This window comes from Mesorhizobium intechi (genome assembly GCF_002879535.1).
Classification (GTDB): Bacteria; Pseudomonadota; Alphaproteobacteria; order Rhizobiales; family Rhizobiaceae; genus Mesorhizobium; species Mesorhizobium intechi.
In genome coordinates this window covers 1-22665 of record NZ_PNOT02000020.1, presented here as the reverse complement: position 1 = coordinate 22665, position 22665 = coordinate 1, and the positions used below count along the sequence as shown (strand labels likewise).

General features: G+C 62.3%; 18 protein-coding genes and 1 pseudogene. 7 read left to right on the top strand and 12 right to left on the bottom strand.

The genetic code is table 11. The features are described from left to right. The first annotated feature begins 189 nt into the window (after positions 1–189). Entirely contained in the window at positions 190–639 is a 450-nt protein-coding gene (locus C1D09_RS01460) for a nucleoside deaminase (protein WP_143972649.1), read from the top strand. Between the two features lie 114 nt (positions 640–753). Here C1D09_RS01460 and C1D09_RS01455 read toward each other — a convergent pair whose 3' ends face one another. The 5 genes from C1D09_RS01455 to C1D09_RS01435 form a co-directional block, all read right to left on the bottom strand. After that, entirely contained in the window at positions 754–1431 is a 678-nt protein-coding gene (locus tag C1D09_RS01455; RefSeq protein ID WP_143972648.1) for a hypothetical protein, read from the bottom strand. 271 nt (positions 1432–1702) lie between these two features. Further along, positions 1703–4684: an isoleucine--tRNA ligase gene (gene ileS, locus C1D09_RS01450; protein ID WP_143972647.1), complete on the bottom strand. Its 2982-nt coding sequence runs from the start codon at positions 4682–4684 to the stop codon at positions 1703–1705. Positions 4685–4971: 287 nt separating this feature from the next. After that, positions 4972–5781: a MipA/OmpV family protein gene (locus tag C1D09_RS01445; protein WP_143972646.1), complete on the bottom strand. Its 810-nt coding sequence runs from the start codon at positions 5779–5781 to the stop codon at positions 4972–4974. A 130-nt stretch (positions 5782–5911) separates the two neighbouring features. Then, positions 5912–6124, bottom strand: a complete 213-nt coding sequence (locus C1D09_RS01440) for a hypothetical protein (RefSeq protein WP_143972645.1) — start codon at positions 6122–6124, stop codon at positions 5912–5914. Between the two features lie 23 nt (positions 6125–6147). Continuing rightward, on the bottom strand, positions 6148–7698 hold the full coding sequence (locus C1D09_RS01435) for an acid phosphatase (RefSeq protein WP_246135626.1): 1551 nt from the start codon (positions 7696–7698) through the stop codon (positions 6148–6150). A gap of 143 nt (positions 7699–7841) precedes the next feature. Here C1D09_RS01435 and C1D09_RS01430 point away from each other — a divergent pair, with 143 nt between their 5' ends. Continuing rightward, the gene (locus tag C1D09_RS01430) at positions 7842–8396 is read left to right on the top strand and encodes an HdeD family acid-resistance protein (RefSeq protein ID WP_143972643.1); all 555 of its coding nucleotides are present in this window, start codon (positions 7842–7844) and stop codon (positions 8394–8396) included. A 73-nt stretch (positions 8397–8469) separates the two neighbouring features. Here C1D09_RS01430 and C1D09_RS01425 read toward each other — a convergent pair whose 3' ends face one another. Both C1D09_RS01425 and C1D09_RS01420 read right to left on the bottom strand, forming a co-directional pair. Then, complete coding sequence (locus C1D09_RS01425) at positions 8470–9450, bottom strand: bifunctional riboflavin kinase/FAD synthetase (protein WP_143972642.1); 981 nt, start codon at positions 9448–9450, stop codon at positions 8470–8472. A gap of 6 nt (positions 9451–9456) precedes the next feature. Then, positions 9457–10317 (bottom strand): TIGR01459 family HAD-type hydrolase, encoded by an 861-nt coding sequence (locus C1D09_RS01420; RefSeq protein WP_143972641.1) that lies wholly within the window; start codon positions 10315–10317, stop codon positions 9457–9459. 295 nt (positions 10318–10612) lie between these two features. Between C1D09_RS01420 and C1D09_RS01415 the strand changes: the two genes are divergently transcribed. From C1D09_RS01415 to C1D09_RS01405, 3 genes are all read left to right on the top strand, one after another. Next, complete coding sequence (locus C1D09_RS01415; RefSeq protein WP_143972640.1) at positions 10613–12532, top strand: TadE/TadG family type IV pilus assembly protein; 1920 nt, start codon at positions 10613–10615, stop codon at positions 12530–12532. Positions 12533–12729: 197 nt separating this feature from the next. Further along, positions 12730–14715, top strand: coding sequence for a TadE/TadG family type IV pilus assembly protein (locus C1D09_RS01410; protein ID WP_208760333.1), 1986 nt, complete (start codon positions 12730–12732; stop codon positions 14713–14715). A gap of 197 nt (positions 14716–14912) precedes the next feature. Further along, entirely contained in the window at positions 14913–15545 is a 633-nt protein-coding gene (locus C1D09_RS01405) for a LysE family translocator (protein WP_143972638.1), read from the top strand. A gap of 23 nt (positions 15546–15568) precedes the next feature. Here the strand turns inward: C1D09_RS01405 and C1D09_RS01400 are convergent, their stop codons facing one another. The 3 genes and pseudogenes from C1D09_RS01400 to C1D09_RS33595 form a co-directional block, all read right to left on the bottom strand. After that, entirely contained in the window at positions 15569–16435 is an 867-nt protein-coding gene (locus C1D09_RS01400; RefSeq protein WP_143972637.1) for a dienelactone hydrolase family protein, read from the bottom strand. A gap of 87 nt (positions 16436–16522) precedes the next feature. After that, complete coding sequence (locus C1D09_RS01395) at positions 16523–17347, bottom strand: DUF2189 domain-containing protein (protein WP_143972636.1); 825 nt, start codon at positions 17345–17347, stop codon at positions 16523–16525. A 170-nt stretch (positions 17348–17517) separates the two neighbouring features. Continuing rightward, positions 17518–17736: pseudogene (locus C1D09_RS33595) on the bottom strand (VOC family protein); the annotation flags it as partial. A gap of 119 nt (positions 17737–17855) precedes the next feature. Between C1D09_RS33595 and C1D09_RS01385 the strand changes: the two are divergent. Together C1D09_RS01385 and C1D09_RS01380 are read left to right on the top strand one after the other, a co-directional pair. Next, positions 17856–19079: a TadE/TadG family type IV pilus assembly protein gene (locus tag C1D09_RS01385; RefSeq protein ID WP_143972635.1), complete on the top strand. Its 1224-nt coding sequence runs from the start codon at positions 17856–17858 to the stop codon at positions 19077–19079. A 78-nt stretch (positions 19080–19157) separates the two neighbouring features. Continuing rightward, the gene (locus C1D09_RS01380; RefSeq protein ID WP_143972634.1) at positions 19158–19673 is read left to right on the top strand and encodes a CAP domain-containing protein; all 516 of its coding nucleotides are present in this window, start codon (positions 19158–19160) and stop codon (positions 19671–19673) included. Positions 19674–19766: 93 nt separating this feature from the next. Here the strand turns inward: C1D09_RS01380 and C1D09_RS01375 are convergent, their stop codons facing one another. Continuing rightward, positions 19767–21302, bottom strand: coding sequence for a DHA2 family efflux MFS transporter permease subunit (locus C1D09_RS01375; protein ID WP_143972633.1), 1536 nt, complete (start codon positions 21300–21302; stop codon positions 19767–19769). 309 nt (positions 21303–21611) lie between these two features. After that, positions 21612–22665 (bottom strand): HlyD family secretion protein (locus C1D09_RS01370; RefSeq protein ID WP_143972632.1); only part of this gene is annotated, 1054 nt, incomplete at its 5' end.

Genomic DNA, 22665 nt, shown 5'->3' with positions numbered 1-22665 from the left:
CAACGAACGCTGTAGCACTTTGATTTGGCGCATGATCTTTTCCGAAAATCGAGTCCGATTTTCGGGTTGATGCGCTCCATAACAGGATCACGGGAGTTTGTCAGGGAAAAGTGGAAACCGGTTTTCCAGGGAAGACAAATGAAAACCAAAAGCCAGGAGTGGCGAGGAGATAATCGGAATGGAAACCGCGTGAAGCGTCCGGATTTCATGGCGGTGGCGCTAAGGGAGGCCGAAGCGGCAGCCTTGCGTGGCGAAGTGCCGGTCGGCGCCGTCATCGCCAACGGCGGCACGGTCGTTGCAAAAGCCGGCAACCGCACCCGCGAGCTTGCCGACCCGACGGCGCATGCCGAGATGCTCGTCATTCGCGAAGCCTGCGGGAAACTCTCAAGCGAGCGGCTGACTGGCCACGATCTCTATGTGACGCTGGAACCTTGCACCATGTGCGCCGGCGCCATCTCCTTCGCCAGGCTACGCCGTCTCTACTTCGGCGCCGCCGACGAAAAGGGCGGTGCGGTGGTCAATGGCGTACGCTTCTTTACCTCGCCGACCTGCCACCACACGCCCGACATCTATCCGGGCATGAGCGAGACCGAGGCCGCGCTGCTGCTGAAGGATTTTTTCAAGGAACGTCGCGACTGAACCGCGGCCTGGGAGCGCTGACCATTCCTGGACTCTTTGTTTCGACGCCGTTCCAAGGAAAGCGCTATGCGCTTTTCGCGGGAAAACCGCTTCACAGTTTTCCTGGAACTGCCCTTAGAGGGACGGCAACCAGTCGAACCAGCCGGACTTCTTGCCTTCCGCCTCTTTCTTCAGGCGGCGTTCCTTCTTGTATTCGTCCTCGCCGAGTTCGTTCTGCGGCGCCGTGCCGGCCGCGACGCGGTAGGCCAATGGTGGCTCGCTCAGATATCTGCGGGTGTTGGGGTCGCCCTGCTTGCTCGCGGCAAGACGACGCTGGATCTCGGCGGCGCGGCCCTTGTCGGAATCAGCGGGTGTCCAGGCCGGCGGGTGGCTGGAGCCTGAATCCGCCATCGCCTTCTTGACCGAGGCCGGATCGGTCTGCACATCGTCGACGATCTCAGCCTGATAGCTCGGATCGTTCTGGTGGGCGGTGGCGTCGGCGCGCAGGCGCGCCCGGCGCTGCTCGGGCGATTCGGGCCATTCGGCGCTTGCCGTCTGGATGCTTTCCTGCGGTGCGGGCAGCGCTTCCTTCTGTCCGGGAGCAGGCTTCACCAAGGTGGGGCGCGGCTTGTAGTCGATCGGATCCTTGTGCTTCGGCGCGAAGGAAACGGCGCCAGTGAGATCGCCGGCCAGCTGTTCGGCAGCGGTCTTGTCGGTGCCATAGGTCGGAGAGCCCATGCAGCCGGACAGAGCGAGTCCCGATGCGACAAGCGGCGCCAGCAGCGCAAGGCGCGCCTTATATCTCTCGGTCATGCCAAAAAGTCCCACTCTAGACAGCCTCTCGATCGCCACCGGTCCTGTGACCGGTCCCCATCGTCCAAGCACTTGCGACGGAAATCCGGCGACAATTTGTCTTCCGGAGTTTCGCGTGTTTACCTCAACCGCTCGTTAAGGGCAACGCACGGGGGGATTTGCACCGCCGGCCGTGGCATTTGTGCACTGTTGATCAAGCGCACGTCGTTTCCCAAAAACCGCGGCACACCCTCGAGTCATGCCCGAGGGCGTGCTTTTGGGCGACATGCACCTAAAGCCGGCCGAGCGCTTTCAGCTCATGCAGCACGGCGGCATCGCGAGCGGAGACATCGGGAAATACAGGATCCCGCCCGACATCGGCCGTGTAACGCCAGGAACGCGCGCATTTGACGAGGCCGCGATCCTCCGCTTTCTCGACCACCACGGCGACGCCCTTGACATCGTCGAGTGTAAAGGCCCCCTCCGGCGCCTGGCCATGAGCAATGACGAGGTCGCTGGTGATCGCCATCTCGGCCATGTCGACGTCGGATATCGCCGCTTCGAGCGTTGAATCGTTGATGGTGACAACCGGCACCGCTTCCAGCGAGGAGCCGATCACCTTCTGAGCACGGGCGATCTCGAGCGCACCGGTGACGACGCGGCGCACCTGCCGCACCTTGCGCCACTTTTCCGCCAGCGCCTCATTCTTCCAATCCACCGGGATTTCAGGGAACTGGTCGAGATGCACCGAAATCGCATCGGGATGACGGTCAAGCCAGGCCTCTTCCATGGTGAAGGGCAGCATCGGCGCCAGCCATTTCACCAGGCAGTCGAAGAGATGGCGCACCACCTGAACCGAGGCCTTGCGCTTCACGCTCGACGGCGCGTCGCAGTAAAGCGCGTCCTTGCGGATGTCGAAATAGAAGGCCGACAGCTCGACCACCATGAAATCGACGAGCGCGCGCGTGATGCGTTTGAACTCGAAGGCGTCGTAGCCCTGGCGCACCACCTCGTCGAGTTCGGCCAGCCGATGCAGCATCAGCCGCTCCAGCTCCGGCATCGCTTCCAACGGCACGGTCTCGCCATCGTCATGGGCGAGCGTGCCCAGCATCCAGCGAATGGTGTTGCGCAGTTTGCGGTAGGCGTCGATATTGGTCTGCAGCACGTTCTTGCCGAGCCGCTGGTCTTCCCAATAGTCCGTCGTCACCACCCACAGGCGCAGTATGTCGGCGCCCGACTGCTTGATGACGTCCTGCGGCACCACCGTGTTGCCGAGCGATTTCGACATCTTGCGTCCGTCCTCGTCCATGGTGAAGCCATGGGTGACGACGGTTTCGTAAGGCGCCCTGCCCCTGGTGCCGCAGCTTTCCAGCAGCGAAGAGTGGAACCAGCCGCGATGCTGGTCGGACCCTTCGAGATAGACGTCGGCCGGCCATTTCAGATCAGGGCGATCCTCCAGCGTAAAGACATGCGTCGAGCCCGAATCGAACCAGACGTCGAGGATGTCCATCACCTGCTTCCACCGGGACGCATCGTGGTTGCCGAGGAAGCGCTCCTTGGCGCCGGCGGCGAACCAAGCGTCGGCGCCCTCTTCCTCAAAGGCGTCCATGATGCGCTGATTGACCGCCTCGTCCTTCAGCACGTTGCCGTCCTCGTCGGCGAAAACGGCGATCGGCACGCCCCAGGCGCGCTGGCGCGACAACACCCAGTCGGGACGCTCCTCGATCATGGCGCGGATACGGTTCTGACCGGCAGCCGGCACAAAGCGCGTGTCGTCGATGGCCTTCAAGGCGCGGCTGCGCAGTGTCGTGCCGTCGCCGAGGTCCTTGTCCATGTAGACGAACCATTGCGGCGTGTTGCGGAAGATCACCGGCTTCTTCGACCGCCAGGAATGCGGGTAGCTGTGCTTCAGCCGGCCGCGCGCGAAGAGCGCGTCGCGCTTGATCAGCTCGTCGATGACAGCCTGGTTGGCGTTGCCCTTCTTGCCATTGTCGTCGATGACACGCGCGGCCCCACCCTCGCGATCCGGGCCGAAGCCTGGCGCGTCCCTGGTGAAGAAGCCGGCATCGTCGACCGTGAAGGGGATCACCGTGTCGATGCCACGTGCGCGCAGCTGAGGCGCGGCGTCCATCCAGGCGTCAAAATCCTCGCGGCCATGGCCGGGCGCGGTGTGGACGAAGCCGGTGCCGGCATCGTCGGTCACATGATCGCCCGCAACCATCGGCACGGGGAACTCGTAACCGCCGCCGAGGCCCTTGAACGGGTGCGAAAGCACAAGGTTTCCAAGCTGTTCGGCGCTGACGCCGTGAAGACGCTTCAAGGTGACCTTTGCCTTGGCCTGGCTTTCCTCGGCCAGCGCGTCGGCGAAGATCAGCTTCTCACCCGGCTGCGGGCCAAAGGCATTTTCGGCCGCCGTCACCTCGTAGAGCCCGTAGGCGACGCGCGGCGAATAGCTGACGGCGCGGTTGCCCGGGATGGTCCACGGCGTCGTCGTCCAGATGACGACATGGGCGTCCAGCAGATCCAGCGACCGTCCGGTCAGGTCCGGATTGAGTTCCGCCGCCTGCCCATCCACGACATTGGCGACGACAAGATTGGCTACCGGAAACTTCGCCCAGATCGTGTCCGACTCATAGTCCTGGTACTCGATCTCGGCCTCGGCCAATGCGGTGCGCTCCACGACGCTCCACATCACCGGCTTCGAGCCGCGATAGAGCTGGCCCGACATGGCGAATTTCAGCAATTCGCCGGCGATGCGCGACTCGGCATGGAAAGCCATCGTCGTATAGGGGTTCTTGAAGTCGCCGATGACGCCAAGCCGCTGGAACTCACCGCCCTGCACCGTGATCCAGTGCCCGGCGAACTCACGGCATTCCTTGCGGAACTCGTTGACCGGCACCTCGTCCTTGTTCTTGCCCTTGGCGCGATACTGCTCCTCGATCTTCCACTCGATCGGCAGGCCATGGCAGTCCCAGCCAGGCACATAGTTCGAATCGTAGCCGCGCATCTGGAACGAGCGGGTGATGACGTCCTTGAGGATCTTGTTCAGCGCATGGCCGATATGGATGTTGCCGTTGGCGTAGGGAGGGCCGTCATGCAGCACATATTTCGTGCGGCCGGCGGCACTCTCACGCAGCTTGGCGTAGAGGTCCATGTCCTGCCAGCGCTTGACCAGCACCGGCTCCTTCTCGGGCAGGCCGGCGCGCATCGGGAAATCCGTCTGCGGCAAATATAGCGTCTTGGAATAGTCGATCGTTTCAACAGTGTCGGTCATTGATCTGCCATCTGCGTAGCCCGTCGGCACAAGGCCCGGGCGTTGAGGTCTTTGATTGATGCATATCGTTTTCCCAAAACCGGACCCACCTTTGGGCGATACGCGTCGATGTTCTGAAAAAAGCGCGAGGGCGCGCGCGAACCTCCCGGCGGTTCCGGCGGCGCTCAGGCCACCCGGAACACCGGGCCAGTAATTCGTATCGCGATCGCGAAAAGGCGCGAAAAGCTCATCATGGCGTGGCTTTTAGCGGAGATGGACGCAGGAATAAAGCGTCTCGTTCAATTCGCCTACATCTTGAAGTCGAAGCGATACGTGGTCGACACACCGACCATGAACTGGTTGCGCTCACCGCGCTCCCTGACCAGGCTGGAATCGGCTGCCGGCCCCTCCAGGCGCGAATATTCGCCGAACAGGCTGGCGGTCATCGGATCGGTCACTTTCCAGGTCACCGCGCCGCCGAGGCCGATGGATTTCAGCCCGCCACCGGGATTGTACTGGCTCAGGCCTGAGGCCACCGCCTCCTGTGCATTGACGCCATAGTAGGCATCGAAATAGTTCGCCGAAGCAAAAGACACGCGCGGGCCGCCCGAGATCCTGACGGTTGGCGTCACATCGTAGAAGGCGTCGGCGGCGATATCGGCGACAAAGCCGTTATGGGCACGGATGCCGTGGCGCAATTCGGCGCGCGCGCGCATCCAGTCCGTCGGATAGAATTCGAAGAAGCCGCCGACCTCGCCGCCCCAGCGCACCGGATCGAGACCCTTGAGCTCGTCGGCATCGCTGTCGTCGCGCGAGAACAGGAACTTGCCGGTCAGGCCGGCGCGAACGCCGCCATCATCGACCAGCGCCAGCGAAATATTGTCGTTGCGCGAGGTAAAGCGAGCCTGGGGACCGGCCTTGCCCAGGGAGATGATGGGCTGGGCGCTGAGCATGTATTTCTTGCCGCCCTCGAAATTCGGCGCGACCATGCCCGTGGCGCCAACGGTCAGGTACCAGTCGCCGGACAGCCAGCCGAACGGGCCGTCGCCGGCCTCGGCCGCGGAAGCGCCCAGCAAGGAGGCGGTCAGAAGCAGCGGAATCGCCCGGACAATACGCATCGATACCCCATACGCGAAACACGCCGGAACAAACACCCGGCATCGCTCAAGCCATGGCGCCAGTTCGGTAAAATTTGACTTAACATCCGTAACAGTTGTGTCGGCCAACCTTGTGCCGGGTCGCGCCGAATCAGGCGCGGCGCGGCGCGGGCGGCATGTCCAGCAGCCCTCTCACGGCCTTGCTGCCCTTGCCGGCGATGCGCGCCGATCCGTCGTCACCCACCTCCACCGTCGCACCGTTGGCAAAGCTTAGCGACCAGCCGTCGCCCTTGGCGTTACGGCGGCGGTCGGTAAGCTCGATGCCGGCAGCGGTGACAAGGGCGACGATCCCGTCAGCATTCATCGTTTTCCTCCGGACACGGGCCTTCAATTGAGGTCGAGTCCGGCGGTAAGATCACCGAGCGGCGGTTCGCCATGCGCGGCGACGGCCCGGTCGCGAACCACGATTCCGTGCAGCACCGGCAGTTCGAAACGCTCGGTGATGAAGCGCAGGATCGAAGTCGTGTCATAGGGCGTCTGATCGACATAGCCGCGCTTGGCGAAGGGCGAAACGATGATGGCGGGGACGCGTGTGCCCGGCCCCCAGCGGTCGCCCTTGGGCGGAGGGACGTGATCCCAGATGCCGCCATTCTCGTCATAGGTAACGACGACCAGCATATGCGGCCATTGCGGGCTTTTTTCCAGATGGGCGACGACGTCGGCGATATGGCGATCTCCAGCCTCGATGTCGGCATAGCCGGAATGCTCGTTCAGATTGCCCTGGGGCTTGTAGAAGGACACCTGTGGCAGGGCGCCGTCGTCGATCGCCTGGATGAAGCTGACGCCGCCCAGCCCACCGTCGCGCAAATGCTCGCGCCTGGCTTCGGTGCCCGGCGCGTAATTGGCATAATAGTTGAACGGTTGGTGGTGGTACTGGAAATTCGGAACCGGCGAGTTGTTGCCGTGGTCGAGCGTGTACTGCCAGGCGCCCGAATACCATGCCCAGGTGATGTGCTTGAGGCTGAGCATGTCGCCGATGGTCGGCTCCGTCTGGGGCGGCAGCGTGGTGGGCTTGGCCGCATCCGCGAAGAGCGGATCGCCGCCATGCGCGGGATCGTTGCCGCTCGGTTGGTAAGGCGGCTGCATCGTGTTCACCGCGTAGAAGTCCGGCGTCAGATTGCCATCGGAGACGAATTTCGGAATGCCGTCGCGCGCCGATTTCGGCGAATTGTCGGCGATCTTCAGCGCCGTGCCGCTCTCATCCGTCACCGAAATCGACGGTTTGGCCGGGCTCTTGTCGGCATCGGCGTAGTAAGGCGCGCAAGCGCAGATCAGCCATTGGTGGTTGAAAAACGAGCCGCCGAACCCGCCCATGAAGAAATGATCGGCCAGCACGTATTTCTGCGCGACGGCCCACATGTCGGTCTTGGAGGCATCCCAGTTGCTCATCGGCATGGCGCCTGAATCGGCCCAGGCAACGAACATGTCGTTCTTGCCGCCGTTGATCTGCATCTGGTTCTGGTAGTAGCGATGCCAGAGATCGTGCGTTGTGACGCTGAGCGGCACGTTGAAACCCTTCGCGTCGTTCACGGTGAACGGCGCGTTTGGAAGGTGCTCGGTCATCGCTTGCGTCACCGGCGGCGTGACGCCCTTGGCGGTCAGCCCGTCCCACACTGGCGGCAGTTCGGACAACACCGAGCCGTCACGGTCACGCTGCTGCAGGCTTTCCTGGCTGGCCTTGTCGATGCCTTCGGCGCCGGGAAAATGGCCATAGAGATTGTCGAAAGCGCGGTTCTCGGCGAAGATGACAACCACCGTTTCTATCTTTGTGATGCCATCCGGCGGATCGCCGGGCTGCGCTGCGAATGCGGAACCCGCAGTGGCAGCGAACAGGGCGAGAGTTGAGGAAAACAGGGCGAGCCCATGGGATCGCTTCATTGTCATGCCTCCCTGATGCAAAGCGGGATGACATCAGCTTCGCCGCGCCATTGCAATAGCCACCGTGCTGGACGGGTAGTGCCATTGGGATTACCTTCCTTTCAACCGCAGGATGCGCGGCCAGATGTGGAGGGAGATGGATCATGACCTTGCACGGCGATACACTGAAGAACGCGATCGGCCAGACGCGGGAAAAATGGGGATGGTTTGTCGGCCTAGGCGTGGTGCTGCTGATCCTCGGCGGCATTGCTTTCGGCAATCTGTTCATCGCCACCGTGGCTTCCGTCTATGTCGTCGGCTGGCTGATGCTGGTGGCCGGCATCATCGAGATCATGCATGCCTTCGGGGTCAAGACCTGGAGCCGGTTCTTCTACTGGCTGCTCAGCGGGCTGCTTTACGCGGTCGCCGGATTTTTCGCCTTCGACAATCCGCTGCTGGCCTCGGCGGTGCTGACCTTCCTGCTGGCCGTTGCGCTCGTCGCTTCCGGCGGGCTGCGGGCCTGGGTCGGTTACAGCCACCGTCCGGAACAGGGCTGGGGCTGGATCGTCGCGGCAGGCCTCGTCAGCGTGCTTGCCGGCCTGATCATCGCCATGGGTTGGCCGGTCAACAGCCTGTGGGTGCTCGGACTGTTCCTGGCGATCGACCTGATCTTCCAGGGCTGGACCTTCATTGCGGTCGGCCTGGCGCTGAAAAAGTAGGATCTTGCTGAGCATGATCTTTGGACAAGCCGGTTGTCCGAGAAAACCGGTATCCGCTTTTCGGGATCATGCTTTAGAACGCAATGGCCGCGTCGAGCTGTGAAAGCGGCCTGACGCCGGCAAGAAGCGCGCGGGCTTCGGCCTCATCGCGCTTCATCTGCACCACCAATGCATCGAGGCCGTCGAATTTGATCTCGCTGCGCAGGAAGCCGAAGAACGAGACCTCGCAGGTCTCGCCGTAGAGATCGCCGGAAAAATCGAAGAGGAAGGTTTCCAGAAGCGGCGCGCCATTGTCGTCGACGGTCGGGCGGCGGCCGAAGCTGGCGACGCCGTCATGCAGCGTGCCGTCGGCGCGGCGGAAGCGGACGGCATAGATCCCTTCCTTCAGGGTCGCTTCCGGTGAAAGCCTCATATTGGCGGTGGGAAAGCCGAGCGTGCGGCCGAGCCGCTGGCCGCCGATCACTTCGGCCTCGACCGTGAAGCGATAGCCGAGCAGACCGGCGGCCTCGACTACCTCGCCATCGCCGAGCAGGGCCCGGATCCGGCTCGACGAAACCACCTCGGCGCCCTCGTCGCGAAAAGCGTCGACGAGCGTGACGCCAAAGCCATGGCGTTCGCCGGCTGCCATCAGATAGGCCGGTCCGCCCTGGCGGTCCTTGCCGAAATGGAAATCGAAACCGGTCACGGCGTGGGTGATGCCGAGCGTCCTCTCCAGCACGTCGGTGACGAAGGCTGCCGCCGACAGCGCGGCGAAGTCGCGCGTGAACGGCTGCTCGACGAGCGCGGCAAAGCCCAGCATGGACAAAAGCCGCGCCTTCATCGGCGGCGGTGTCAGCACGAACAGCGGCATGTCGGGCCTGAAGACCTTTCGCGGGTGCGGTTCGAAGCTCAGCACGAGGGCTGGCACGTCACGCCGCAGAGCCTCGGCCAACGCCCGCTCGAGCACCGCTTGATGACCACGGTGGACGCCATCGAAGTTGCCGATCGCGACAACGCCGCCACGCAGATCGGCGGGCAGCGGCCCGGTCGCGGTGAGATGCTGGAAGCCAACCATCGCTACCTACTGCAGTCTGACCATGACGGCCACCGGACGGTAGCCGTGCCGCTCCAGGAAGAGCCCGAGCTTGGCCGGATCCGGCCGGGATGCATCGCCGTAGTCGCGGGCATGGATGCCGCCGGAGACATAGAGAACGTCGAAACCATTGTCGGCCGCCCCTTTCACATCGGTCATCACCCCATCGCCGATGGCCAGTACCCGATGACGCTCGACCGGCCGGCCAAGCACCTCCGCCACCTCCTTCATCGCAAGGTCGTAGATCGGCGCGTAGGGCTTTCCCGCAATCAGCGTACGCCCGCCGAGTTGGGCATAGTCGCGCGCCAGCGCGCCGGCGCACCAGATGATACGTTCGCCGCGCTCCACCATGATATCGGGATTGGCGCAGATGAAGGGCAGGTTCCTGGCACGCAATCGGCGCAGAAGGTCGGCATAATCCTGAGGCTTCTCGACCTCGTCGTCGAACAGCCCGGTGCATACGACACCGGCGGCCTCGACTTCCTCGACGAGGTCGACATCGAGGCCGTCATAGAGGGTCAGGTCGCGGTCGGCGCCGATATGGAATATCTTGCGTGGGCCTTCCGCGATCAGGTCGCGGGTGACGTCGCCCGAGGTGACCACACGGTCGTAAGCCGACAGTGGAACGCCGATCACACTCATCTGAGCCACGACATCGGCGCTGCGGCGGGGCGAATTGGTGATGAGAACAACGGGAATGCCGGCTGCCCTTGCCCCGGCCAGCGCCGCTGCAGCCGCCGGGAAATGCCATTCGCCATTGTGCACCACGCCCCAGACATCGCAAAGAATTGCCGAATAGGCTTTTGAGATGTCTTCGAGCGAGCCGACGATGTCAGGCGGATCCGCCATGCCGTTTCCTTCAATATGAGCGTTGCGAGTGCGGCGGCCGACGGTTCGCCGCAGCGGGTTCGAATTATCCGAACCGATCCGTGCTGTCACCAGCTTTCACCTGGAGATCGACGCGAAGGCGCCTCGATGCGCCAAACAGCGCCATCCGTTGGCACCCAAGCCACTCGCGGACAGCGTTTGGTTAACGCGCGTTGAAAAGGCGGCTCGACCTTGGACATATTAAGGCAACCTGAAATTTAACGATTTATGCCACCATCCTTACCGATTATCGATTTGGCGGGGGTATTTTGGAACAATGATCCGGAGATTCGGAAGCGATCGGCGTGGCAATTACGCGCTCATGACTGTCGTCGCGATGGTACCGCTCATGGGTGGACTGGCGATCGGCATAGATTACACCGAAATGACGCGTCAGCGACAAAACACCCTGAACGCCCTCGACGCGGCCGGCGTCGCCACTGCCCAGCAGATCGTTGCAGGGGCCACCGACGCCGATGCCAAGACCTACGCCAAGAATTTCTTCGAAGCCAATCTCTCGCATGTCAATCCGGCCAACACGGCGCTGGCCGTGACGCTGCCCAACAACAACACGGGCGGCGGCACCTTGAAGCTCTGCAGCACCTTGACCTACAAGCCCTACTTCCTGCCGACCGCAAAAATGCTGATTGGCGGCAGCGCGACCAACAGCGACATCAGCTTCGACGCATGCTCGGAAGTACGCCTGAAAAATACGCTGGAAGTATCGCTGGTGCTCGACAATTCCGGCTCGATGACGGAACTGGGCAAAGGGTCCAACAAGGTACGGTTCGACCTCCTCAAGAGTGCCGCCAAGCAGTTGGTCGATCAGTTGGCCGGTCAGGCGCAGATGATGAAGCAGGTCACCAAACCGGTCCAGTTCAGCCTGGTTCCCTTCGCCGCATCGGTCAACGTCGGTCCTGCCAATGCCTCGGCGACGTGGATGGACACGACCGGCATCTCGCCGATCCATCATGAGAATTTCGACTGGACGACCATGAGTTCTTCTTATTCGTCCACCAAGTATGCCCAGAACATAGCCGGCGTCTGGTACGCGAAAGGCAGCGGTTGGGACGCTACCCAGAAAGACCTGCCGTTGACCCGGTTCTCCATCTACAACCAGATGAAGCGGGTTTCGGATTGCAGTTCGAAGAATTGGGACGGCAGTTGCAGATCGAATGCGACATACACCTATGGCGCGGTCGCCAGTTGGGGCGGGTGTGTGGAATCCCGTCCTTACCCGTACAATATCCAGGATACGCCAGCTTCCACCGGGACGCCCGCGACCTTGTTCGTGCCCATGTTCGCACCCGATGAAACCGATCTCACCGATAGCAACAGCCGTCCCGCGAACAACAATTGGCGTACCGACACCACGCCCGGCAACAGCACCAGCGCGGAACGTCAACGCTTCATGCCGAAATATTTCGCCGATCCGGGCAACACGATTACGCCGGCCTATGGCATGGATGCCGGCCCCAATACGAGTTGCAGCACCACGGCCATCACGCCTCTGACCGACGTTTCCACGACGACCGGAGCGAACTCTGTAAAAGCCGCGATCGACTCCATGGCCGCCGATGGCGCCACCAATGTGCCGGAAGGCATGGCCTGGGGCTGGCGGACCCTTTCCAGCACGGCTCCCTTCACCGAGGGCAGGGCCGAGACGGAAAGAGGCAACGACAAGGTTCTGATCGTCCTGACCGACGGCGCAAACACATATTACACGCCGACGTCGGTGACGGCGCAGACCTATTCAGGACCCAACTGGGCTTACGGCGGCAACGATCTGGCCGGCGCGAAAGCCATCTACTCGTCCCTTGGCTACGTCAAACCATACAACAACACATACAGCAACGGGCGCATATTCCTGGGCACCAGCACCAATGTTGCCAAGGACGACTATTCCAACACCAACTACACCAAGGCGATGAACGAGTATTTCACCACGCTGTGCAACAACGCCAAGGCTGCCAACATCATGGTCATGACCATTGCGCTCGACCTAGACGCCAGCAACACGGCGGAAAAAACGCAAATGGATGCGCTGAAGGCCTGCTCGTCGGATTCCCGTTTCAGCAAGGATCCGGCCGATTCGAGCAAGCCGATGAAACTGTTCTGGAATTCGACCGGAGCGACACTCTCCGATGATTTCAAGGCGATCGGCAACGAACTGTCCAACCTGCGCATCGTCAGCTGATCGGCAGGTTCCCCTTGCGAACGCCCTGCCCTGGCAGGGCGTTTTGCTTTTGGACTGGATCGGGGTGCAGGCTTGCATTGGTTAGCGCTTGGTGAAGCGCCGACCAAGCAATAGAGCGGTTTCCCAAACCCGTCCTTCAGCGTTCTGTGGAAAGCTGGCGTCAACCGAGAATCCGCCGGCGGGGGCCGCTGCAAGTCATGCATGAACTTTGGTGCAAGTTCCGCCGCGATAGGCGCGGCAACTATGCTCTTATGACTGTCGTGGCGATGGTGCCGCTGATGGGCGGCCTGGCGATCGCGGTCGACTTTACGGAAATGAACCGCGAAAAGCAGACGGTGACGAATGCGCTCGACGCCGCCAACTTCGCGACGGCGCGCCGGCTGACGGAAGGCGCGACCGACGACCAGTTGAAAGCCTATGCGCTCGACTTCTTCAATGCCAACCTGAACGATATCGATCCGGCCAGCGCGACGCTCAACGTCACCTTGCCCAGCAACACCAGCGGCGGCGGCCTGCTCACGATGACGGCGCAGCTTGCCTACAAGCCCTATTTCTATCCTGCCTTCGCTCAACTCGTCGGCAAATCGGCAACCGATGCGAACCAGAAGATCAACTTCAGCGTCACCTCTCAGGTACGGTTGAAGAACACGCTCGAAGTTGCCCTGGTGCTCGACAATTCCGGATCGATGACCACGCTCGGCACGGGCTCGGGCCAAAAGCGCATCGATCTTCTCAAGACCGCGTCCAAGCAGCTGGTCGACACGCTGGCGCAGCAGGCGGTCATGATCAAGCAGGTCGACAAGCCGGTGCAGTTCGGCCTCGTGCCCTTTGCCGCTTCGGTCAATGTCGGCCCCGCCAACGGCAACGCCTCGTGGATGGACACGGAGGGCCTGTCGCCGGTGTCGAACGAGAATTTCGACTGGTCCACGCTGAACGCGGCCAACAAATATGCCCAGCAGACCAACGGCATCTGGCACAAACGCGGCACGGGCTGGGGTAGCGAGGAAGGGCAGATACTGACCCGGTTTTCCCTCTACCGGGACATGAAGGTCGTCACCAATCACGAGCGTGTCGTCAACAGCAAGCGGGTGGTTTGCGACGAGTACAATTCGAACAACACCTGCAAACGCAGCCACGACGAATATGACTACGTCGATTCATACGGTCCGTTCGCCAGCTGGCAAGGTTGCGTGGAGGCCCGGCCCTATCCCTACAATGTCAACGACGCTTCGCCGTCCGGCGGCTCGGCCAACACCGGCATAGGCGTCGGCGACCCGGCAACGATGTTCGTGCCGATGTTCGCCCCGGACGAGCCCGGCAATCACTGGAAGCTCACGCAGGACCCCGACGAAGCCGCCCCGGTGACCTACGGCGCGGTGAACAGCTGGTGGAATGACGATCCCACGAGCAGCACCGGTCAAGCGCGGTTGCGCAACATGGCCAAATATTTCCAGCCGCGGCCGATCGATGCGCCCGCGCTGCCCGCCGGCAACGGCCCGAACTACAGCTGCACCACCAACCCGATCACACCACTGACCGATGTGAGTGCCGCCGATGGGGCGACCTCGATCAAGGCGGCGATCGACCTGATGCAGCCGAATGGCGGCACCAATGTTCCCGAGGGCTTGGCGTGGGGCTGGCGGGTGGTCTCAAGCGGCGAGCCGTTCACGCAGGGGCGCCTGGAAACGGAAAAAGGCAACGACAAGGTGGTGATCGTGCTGACCGACGGCGCCAACACCTACTATACCCCGTCGTCGCTGGGCTATTCGGACCCCGCCAATTCGAAATCGACCTATGCGTCCTACGGCTATCTCAACCCCGGCTACAACGGCACCTCGGTCGGCCGCATGTTCATGGGCACATCGGGCGCCATCGGTCAGTTCGACTATTCGAACGGCAACTACACCAATGCGCTCAACGAGCAGATGGCAACGCTTTGCAACAACGCCAAGGCGGCCAACATCATGGTGATGACGGTGGCGCTCGACCTGTCGACGACCAAGGCCAGCGACAAGCTGGCGATCGACGCACTGAAATCCTGCTCGTCGGACTCGCGCTTCCGCAAGGACCCGACGGATCCGAGCAAACCGGCGAAGCTGTTCTGGAATGCGACCGGTGCCAGCCTGGCGAACGACTTCAAGGAAATCGGCAACGAACTGTCGAACCTGCGGGTGGTCGGCTAAGGCACGCCCACGTCGAGCCGGCGCTTTGGATGCTGCCTTGTGCATGTCGTTGCCCCGAAACCGGAGGCACATCGGAGCGACTTAACCGGTCCTCTGGCGCAACGCCTGGTTCCGGCAAGCCCTTGCAGGTGCCTGCCATGACTGGCAGATATCGGCTGCTCGCTGGGTCGCATCGCGGGGGTGCGTGGGGACGAACAATGCCGGACATCGCCAACCATATCGCCTTCGCGCTGGTCTGCCTCGGCATGGTGCTGACGCCAGGCCCGAACATGATCTACCTGATCTCGCGCTCGCTGTCGCAAGGGCCGAAGGCCGGACTGATCTCGCTTGGCGGGGTCGCGGTCGGTTTCCTGTTCTATGTGCTGTCGGCGGCGTTCGGCATCACCGCGCTGCTGCTCGCCGTGCCCTATGCCTACGACGCGCTGCGCTTTGCCGGCGTGCTCTATCTCCTGTGGCTTGCCTGGCAAGCAGTGAAGCCGGGCGGACGTTCGCCGTTTCAGGTGCGCGATCTGCCGAAAGACCGGCCACCCAAGCTGTTTGCCATGGGCTTGATGACCAATCTGCTCAACCCCAAGGTGGCCGTTCTCTATCTCTCGCTGCTTCCGCAATTCATCAGCATCGGCAAAGGCCATGTGCTGTCGCAGCTACTGGTTCTGGGTGCGACGCAGATCTCAATAAGCCTGACCGTCAACGCCATCATCGCGGTGACGGCCGGTTCGATCGCCACCTTCCTTGCCGGGCGGCCATTGTGGCTGGTTATCCAGCGCTGGATGATGGGAGGCGTGCTGACCGCGCTTGCGTTGAAGATGGCTACCGACGCGCAGCGCTGATATCCAGGCGCCGGGCTTCGTTCCTAGTCGCCGAAGGCTTTTCTCAAGAAAGCACGAACGTCGTTTATGGAACGATCGGCCGCAGCCGCGTTGTACTCCACCCGATGGCCGTAGGCCTCGGTGCCGACCTTGAACTCCGGGGCATCAAATGCGTGGCGAGCCCCCTCGTAGACGTTAAGAAGGACGGGGCTTCCCTTGCCGTCGCGTCGAGCCATCATCTCTCGGCACTTCTCCGCGGGGCTGAAATCGTCAAGCTCACCGGCCAGAATCAAGGTCGGGACCGCCATGTCGCCAGCTGCTACGGAGCAATTTGGATAGTAGGCAATCGCTGCTTTGAATTTGCGTTGCGCCAGCCGCTCAGCGCCACCAAGTTGCACAGCCTCGAGCGTTGCTATCCCGCCAGCGGAGAATCCCAGCAAGGCTATGCGCCGCGGGTCGACAAAACTGTATTTCGACAGGAACTCCTCGGCCCCGTAGGCATCGTAGACACGATCAGCAAGCACGCCGCGATCACACGTCTCGTGAATGCCGCGCGTGCTGAAACTGTCGACAACGAGTGCGACGTAACCCCAGGAGGACAGTCGGTCAGGCCAGGTTTGCCTGTCATTCGAGAGCACACCCGCGCAGCCGTGGAGAAGTACTATCGCAGGAAATGGTCCATTACCCTGAGGTTGCGTCAAATACCCCCGAAGCGGCGTGCCGGGAACAGCTTTCAGGACTTTGCCGCTTGCTTGGGCATTGCGCACCTGCAAAGGCGTTGGCGTTATCGCGGCACTTTCAAATTGCACCGGCTGACTGGCATTCGCATGCGCGGCGTCGAGGTGCCCTGCAACGCCAAAGCAGGCGAGCAAAACAGTTCTTTTCACGAGCCCCAGCATCTTGCGTGCCATCGGCATACTCCGGCCATTGGGTGCCAGCGGCGCCCTTGGCCGACGTTACAGACTTGGGCGTCGGCTGGTTGCCGGAGATATGGTTTCCTACATCGGCCGGCGGATCGGCCGGATCTGCGCCGGCTCGACTACCTTGCGGTAGAGGTGCCAGGTGGCGTGGCCCAGGATCGGCATGACCACGGCCAGACCGGCAAACAGCGGGATCGAGCCTATCACCAGAAGCACGGCAACCAGCAGGCCCCACAACGCCATCTGCAACGGGTTTGCCATCACCGCCCGGGCCGAGGTCTCGATTGCGGAGACGGCACCGACATCACGGTCGAGCAACAACGGGAAGGCGATCACCGTTGTTGCCAGCACCACCACTGCAAAGACAAAGCCGGCCGCATTGCCAAGCAGGATCACGGTCCAGCCCTTGCCCGTCGTCAGCAGGTCGCGGACAAAGGCGCCGACCGAGGCTGGCGGACTGTCGCCGAACAGGCCGGTGTAGATCGATTGCGCCGTGTACAGCCACAACAGGAACAGCGCGAACAGCATGACGCCGATGACCGCGATCGACGGCAATGCCGGGGAACGGCGCACGTCCAATGCATGGCGCCAATTCGTGTTCATGCCGAGCTCGCGCCGGCGGCTGATTTCGTAGAGCCCGATCGCGGCAAAAGGCCCGACCAGGGCAAAGCCCGACATCAAGGGATAGACCAGCTGAATGGCGTTGGAACCCGAGCTCCACTGGGTAAGGATCAGGCCGACGACCGTGTAGATCAAACCCAGGAACACGTAGTGGGACGGTTTCTCCCAGAAATCCTCGGCGCCGAGCCTGAGCGCGTCCCAGAGATCCGCCGTGGTGATGCGGCGCACCGCGGGCTTCACATGCATCCCATAGGCGTCCGCCATGACATGAAAGCCGGCCATAACCATCCTCCCGTGTGTCGGGGGGCGGTCACCGCCGTGATGGCCGCCCGCAGCTGCCACTAGTAGATGTGGCAGCATAGCCGATTTGCCAGGGATTGTCGCCGAATCGATGATCTTGGTCGGGTTCTCACGGGATTGTCATCGCCTGCCGGGAAAGCTGGCCGCGGAATCTAATGCCCCGCGTTGAAGACCGCCTCGATTTGATGGCCGTCCGGGTCGACGACGAAGGCGGCATAATAATTCGGACCATAGTCAGGCCGCAGCCCCGGGGCGCCGTCGTCACGGCCGCCATGAGCAAGTGCCGCAGCATGAAATCGCGCGATGCTTTGACGATCCGGGGCGGCGAAGCCCAGGTGAAAACCCGGACCAGGCGGGCGCTGCCCTTGCGGGCCTCGTCTGGTGAGCCGCTTCGCCTCATTTTAGAATTGATGCATTTTAGTGATTACTTAAATTACTCCTAGATATCCCGGGGGTAGCTCTTGGGCATTGCAACCCTTGGCGGCGGACGATGTTCATATTGAGAGGCTTCTGGCTTTCGAGGGGAGGCAACTTTGCCATGGCGACAGCCATAGCGATGCTGCCGATAATGGTTGTGGTGGCCGGCGCGATCGATCTGACAGGCACCAGTGACGACGCCGCGCAATTGCAGAACTCGCTGGACGCGGCTGGACTTGCCGTCGGGACGAAGTACCTACCCAGCATGGCCGCGAGTGATGTCGAGGCACTTGGGTCGACATTCTTTGCGGCTAATTTGAGCCTCGCCGACCAGCGGGAATATGCAGACAGCGTCTCGGCTTTTTCGGCAACCGCCAGCGGCGACCCGAGCGCCTATTACATCTCGCTTTCATCCAGCATCAACCGCCCGAGCTTCATCAACGGCGCGGCCCCATGGCCAGCTCACCGCTCGGCCACGGTCAAGATGAACCCCGGTGCGCAGGCCTGCGTTCTGGCGCTCGACCCACATGCCTCGGCCGCAGTAAGCCTGCAGGGCTCGACCGATGTCTCCATGAGCGCTTGCGTCATCGCGGCAAACTCGGATGCGTCCGATGCAGTCAGCAGAGGCGGTTCCGCCCAGATTTCGGCAGGCTGCGCCTCGACCGTCGGCGGCACTTACGGGCTTTCGCCGCCCAGCGCCAATCTCACCTGCGGAGCCCCGCTCGAACATCAATATGCATCTTTCGATCCTCTGGCGGACGTCGTTCCTCCCCCTTACACATTGTGCCTGCCGGTCCCGAACGGCAGAACCTACACGCTGTCGCCTGGAACCTATTGCGACAAGACGCTGTCGGGAAACATCACGCTCAATCCGGGCATCTACATCTTCCGTAACGTCACCCTAAAACCCGGAGGCAACGGCAGCCTGACCGGTCAGGGCGTGACCTTATTCCTCACGGAGGGCTCACAGATCACCATAAATGCCAATGAACAGGTGAATCTGTCCCCACCCACCAGTGGTCCTTACGCCGGCATCACCATTTTCGAGACCCGCGGCAATACATCGGCCCTGACGCTGAATGGCGGTGCAAATTCCTCGATCAGCGGGTTCGTCTATGCCCCAGACGCGGCGATATCCTTCGTCGGCAACTCGGATATGAGCGGTCAGGGCGACTGTCTGAGGCTTGTTGGCTTGACCGTGCAGATGGCCGGAAATTCATCCATCAAAACCGACTGCACGGCCGTGTTCGGAAATCGCGAGATGTATGCCAGCCGCCTCATCACGCTTGTGAAATGAGCGGCTAGCCCGCATTTCCATCTCAGATTCTACGGCCCTGCCCGGCAAAAGCCATGATCGCCATTATGTCAGGTGGGCATGACAATCGCGAAAACTGCAAACTCCCTAATCCCGCATCCGAACAGGCGCGCCTTGCTCAAGGTCGCTGGCCTTGCAGCCATTGCCGCGCTATCCGCCTGCGGCACCGTCTCTGTGCCGACGGGCGAAGGTGCCGGCGTCTCTTCCTCCGCCACGGCTACTCTGTCGGGCTTGCGCGCCTCAGCCGGGCTCGGGCCGCTGACGCCGGACGCCCAGCTCGAACAGGCGGCGTTGCAACAGGCCGGCTATATGGCGTCGCGCGAGCGCATGAGCCACACCACGGGCTGGGGCAAGGATTTCGCATCGCGCATGAAGGACAACGGCGTGCGCGGCGCCGCGGCCGAGAACATCGCCGAAGGCCGCTTCGACCAGCAAAAACTGTTCGACATCTGGATGCATTCGCAGGGCCACCGGCGCAACATACTCGATCGGGATTTCAGCCGCTTCGGGCTCGCCTATGTCCGCGACGGACGTGATCCCAACCTGCGCTATTGGTCGCTGGTGCTCGGCAGGTAGCGTCTTGCCAAGGCCGTTTCGGCTATTGGCCAGCGCCCGCCGGCACGCCAATCCCGGTCAATCCAGACGGCAGGCGGACGGCCCGCCGCCGGCTCAGTCCATATGGGCCGCGGGCGCGCCGCCGCCGGCCGGACCAGCCTTTGGCTTGCGCAGCAAGAAGACGAAAGGAACGGCAGCAAGCGTCATCACCATCAGTATTTTGAAGTCGTTGACGTAGGAGATCATCATTGCCTGGAGATTGACCATGCGATCGACCTCCGACAGCGCCATCGGATCGCCGCCGGCGGCCGCCGGCGAGACGGCCCAGAGATTGGGATTGAACGGGTTGATGAAGGCCGAAAGCTCGGCGTGGTTGATTTGCGTGTTGCGCACCAGGAGCACCGTCACGACCGAGACGCCGATCGACGAGCCGAGATTGCGCACCAGGCTGAACAGCGCGGTTGCGTCGGTGCGGTAGCGTGCGTCGAGCGTGGCGAAGGCGACCGTCGACAGCGGCACGAACACCATTCCCATACCCAGGCCCTGGATCACGCCGGAGCTGATGATCAGCCAGTTATCCATCTGCGGGGTGAAGCTCGCCATGGTGTAGAGCGACTGCGCGGTAAGCAGAAAACCGATGACGACCAGAATCCTGGCGTCGATCTTTCCCATGATGCGCCCGACGACGAGCATCGAGATCATCGTGCCGATACCGCGCGGACCGATGACGATGCCGATGGTGATGGTCGGATAGCCGAAGATGGTCGACAGCATCGGTGGCAGCAGCGACATCGAGGCCAGGATGAGCACACCCATGACGAAGATGAACGCCAGCCCGGTCACGAAATTCCGGTCGAGGAAGATCTTCGGATCGATGAAGGGATGGTTCGCGGTCATCGTGTGGATGATGAACACCCAGAAGCCGGTGATGGCCAAGCCGAGTTCGATCCATATCTCGGCCGAGGAAAACCAGTCGACCTCGCCGCCGCGATCCAGCATCAGTTGCAGCGCGCCGACACCGAGCGATATCATGGCAAAGCCGAAGAAGTCGAAGCTGCGCACCCGACGGGCAACGGCCGGTAGATAGGCCGCCATGCCAAGGAAAGCGACGATGCCGACCGGCAGGTTGATGAAGAACACCCAGCGCCAGTTGAAATTCTCGGTCAGCCAGCCGCCCAGGGTCGGACCCAGGATCGGTCCCAACATGATGCCGGCGCCCCAGATCGCCATTGCCTGGCCGTGGCGCTCCTTGGGATTGATGTCGAGCAGGAACGTCTGCGACAGCGGTACGATGGCGGCGCCGAACACGCCTTGCATCAGCCGGAACAGCACAATGGTTTCAAGGCTCCATGCCAGGCCGCACAGCATGGAGAAGATGGTGAAGCCGACCACCGCCGTCAGGAACAATTCCTTGCGGCCGAAGCGGTCGGCGAGCCAGCCGGTGACCGGGGTCATGATGGCGGCGGCGACGATATAGGAGGTCAGCACCCAGTTGATGTTGTCAGGAGAAGCGCCGAGGTCGCCCGTCATGGTCGGCAGCGCGACATTGGCGATGGTGGTGTCGAGCGCCTGCATGATCGTCGCCAGCATGAGTGCAACCGTGATCAGGCCGCGATGCGGCACTTCTCGAAATGGCTCTGGCGTGCTCATGATGCGGAACTTCCAGCAGGTAACAAAAACGTGTACACAGGGGTTTCCGGGCGGCAAAGCCTTCCGTTGAGAGACCTTCATCGCGGTGGGACGCAATTATCGATGTGGGGGTTACATCGACCGAAAGTCTCTGGTGAGCGGATGCCTGCCGCCCGGAAACACGAGGACCGAAGGGGCCTTGTCGAAGATTACAGATTTCAGCCTAGCCGCCACGCGGCTTGGACCAAAAGCCGATCGTTCTCACTGCTCCCCTCAGACCAATCCCTGGCTGTCCGCTTCACCTGCGTGGCGCCGCGGACTTCCTCTGACTTACTGCACGACCTCGCCAGCCGTGGCGTGGCCGAATATGGCGGGAAAGCCGCGAGCAACGCCGGTATCGACGGTGACCGAGGCGCTCATGCCGGTCCGCAGCGCCATCTTGGCGTCGGGATCGGTCAGTTCCAGGCGCACCGGGATGCGTTGTGTGACCTTGACCCAGTTGCCGGTGGCGTTCTGGGCGGGCAGCAGCGAGAATTCTGCGCCCGTTCCCGCACCGATCGCCTTGACCGTCGCCTCGAAGGTCTTGCCCGGATAGGTATCGACGACGATCTCGGCCTTCTGGCCCGGCTTCATGTTGGTGAGCTGGGTTTCCTTGAAATTGGCATCGATCCAGGTGTCTTCGGTCTCGACCAGCGAAAACAGCGGCGTGCCGGAGCCGACGAACTGGCCGACCTTGAAGGACGAGGCTTGGGATATGACTCCATCGGCGGGCGCCTTCACCGTGGTCCGCGCCAGGTCGTAGGCGGCCTTGTCGCGCGCGGCGAGCGCGGCCATTACGGTCGGATGCTTGTCGGTTTCGATATCGGGGTTGCCGCCTAGAGCGGCCTTGGCGCTGATGATGCCCTGCTGGGCGACGGCGACCTGCTGCTTTGCCTTGTCGAGGTCGTTGCGCGCCTCGTCCAGAGACGACTTGGCGTTGATACCTTTCTGCGCGAGGTCGGCGGCGCGGTCATACTGCGACTGGGCGTAGTCGACCTCGCTGCTGGCGGACTTCTCCTGTGCCATCGACTGGCTGTAGGCGGCGCGCAACTGCTCGACATTGAGGCGCGCGGCGGCAACCGCGGCGTCGGCCTGGGCAAGCGCGATCCGGTAAGGCTCGGGATCGATGGTGAACAGAAGGTCGCCCTGCTTGACCATCTGATGGTCGGATATGGCTACCTGGACGATGCGGCCGGCCGTGTCCGAGGCGATCGACACCTTGGCCTGCTGCAGATTAGCGTTCTCCGTCTCCTGGTAGCGGCCGCCGGTCACCCAGACATAACCACCACCGATGACCAGCGCCGCCGGCAAGATAAGCATCAGGAGGAAGCGGCCCGTGCGGCGC

Bases quoted from the DNA above. Each gene is read 5' to 3' on its own strand.
- C1D09_RS01455 (WP_143972648.1), bottom strand. From the start codon at position 1,431: ATGACCGAGAGATATAAGGCGCGCCTTGCGCTGCTGGCGCCGCTTGTC.
- ileS (WP_143972647.1), bottom strand. From the start codon at position 4,684: ATGACCGACACTGTTGAAACGATCGACTATTCCAAGACGCTATATTTG.
- C1D09_RS01445 (WP_143972646.1), bottom strand. From the start codon at position 5,781: ATGCGTATTGTCCGGGCGATTCCGCTGCTTCTGACCGCCTCCTTGCTG.
- C1D09_RS01440 (WP_143972645.1), bottom strand. From the start codon at position 6,124: ATGAATGCTGACGGGATCGTCGCCCTTGTCACCGCTGCCGGCATCGAG.
- C1D09_RS01435 (WP_246135626.1), bottom strand. From the start codon at position 7,698: ATGAAGCGATCCCATGGGCTCGCCCTGTTTTCCTCAACTCTCGCCCTG.
- C1D09_RS01430 (WP_143972643.1), top strand. From the start codon at position 7,842: ATGACCTTGCACGGCGATACACTGAAGAACGCGATCGGCCAGACGCGG.
- C1D09_RS01425 (WP_143972642.1), bottom strand. From the start codon at position 9,450: ATGGTTGGCTTCCAGCATCTCACCGCGACCGGGCCGCTGCCCGCCGAT.
- C1D09_RS01420 (WP_143972641.1), bottom strand. From the start codon at position 10,317: ATGGCGGATCCGCCTGACATCGTCGGCTCGCTCGAAGACATCTCAAAA.
- C1D09_RS01415 (WP_143972640.1), top strand. From the start codon at position 10,613: ATGATCCGGAGATTCGGAAGCGATCGGCGTGGCAATTACGCGCTCATG.
- C1D09_RS01410 (WP_208760333.1), top strand. From the start codon at position 12,730: ATGCATGAACTTTGGTGCAAGTTCCGCCGCGATAGGCGCGGCAACTAT.
- C1D09_RS01405 (WP_143972638.1), top strand. From the start codon at position 14,913: ATGCCGGACATCGCCAACCATATCGCCTTCGCGCTGGTCTGCCTCGGC.
- C1D09_RS01400 (WP_143972637.1), bottom strand. From the start codon at position 16,435: ATGGCACGCAAGATGCTGGGGCTCGTGAAAAGAACTGTTTTGCTCGCC.
- C1D09_RS01395 (WP_143972636.1), bottom strand. From the start codon at position 17,347: ATGGCCGGCTTTCATGTCATGGCGGACGCCTATGGGATGCATGTGAAG.
- C1D09_RS01385 (WP_143972635.1), top strand. From the start codon at position 17,856: ATGTTCATATTGAGAGGCTTCTGGCTTTCGAGGGGAGGCAACTTTGCC.
- C1D09_RS01380 (WP_143972634.1), top strand. From the start codon at position 19,158: ATGACAATCGCGAAAACTGCAAACTCCCTAATCCCGCATCCGAACAGG.
- C1D09_RS01375 (WP_143972633.1), bottom strand. From the start codon at position 21,302: ATGAGCACGCCAGAGCCATTTCGAGAAGTGCCGCATCGCGGCCTGATC.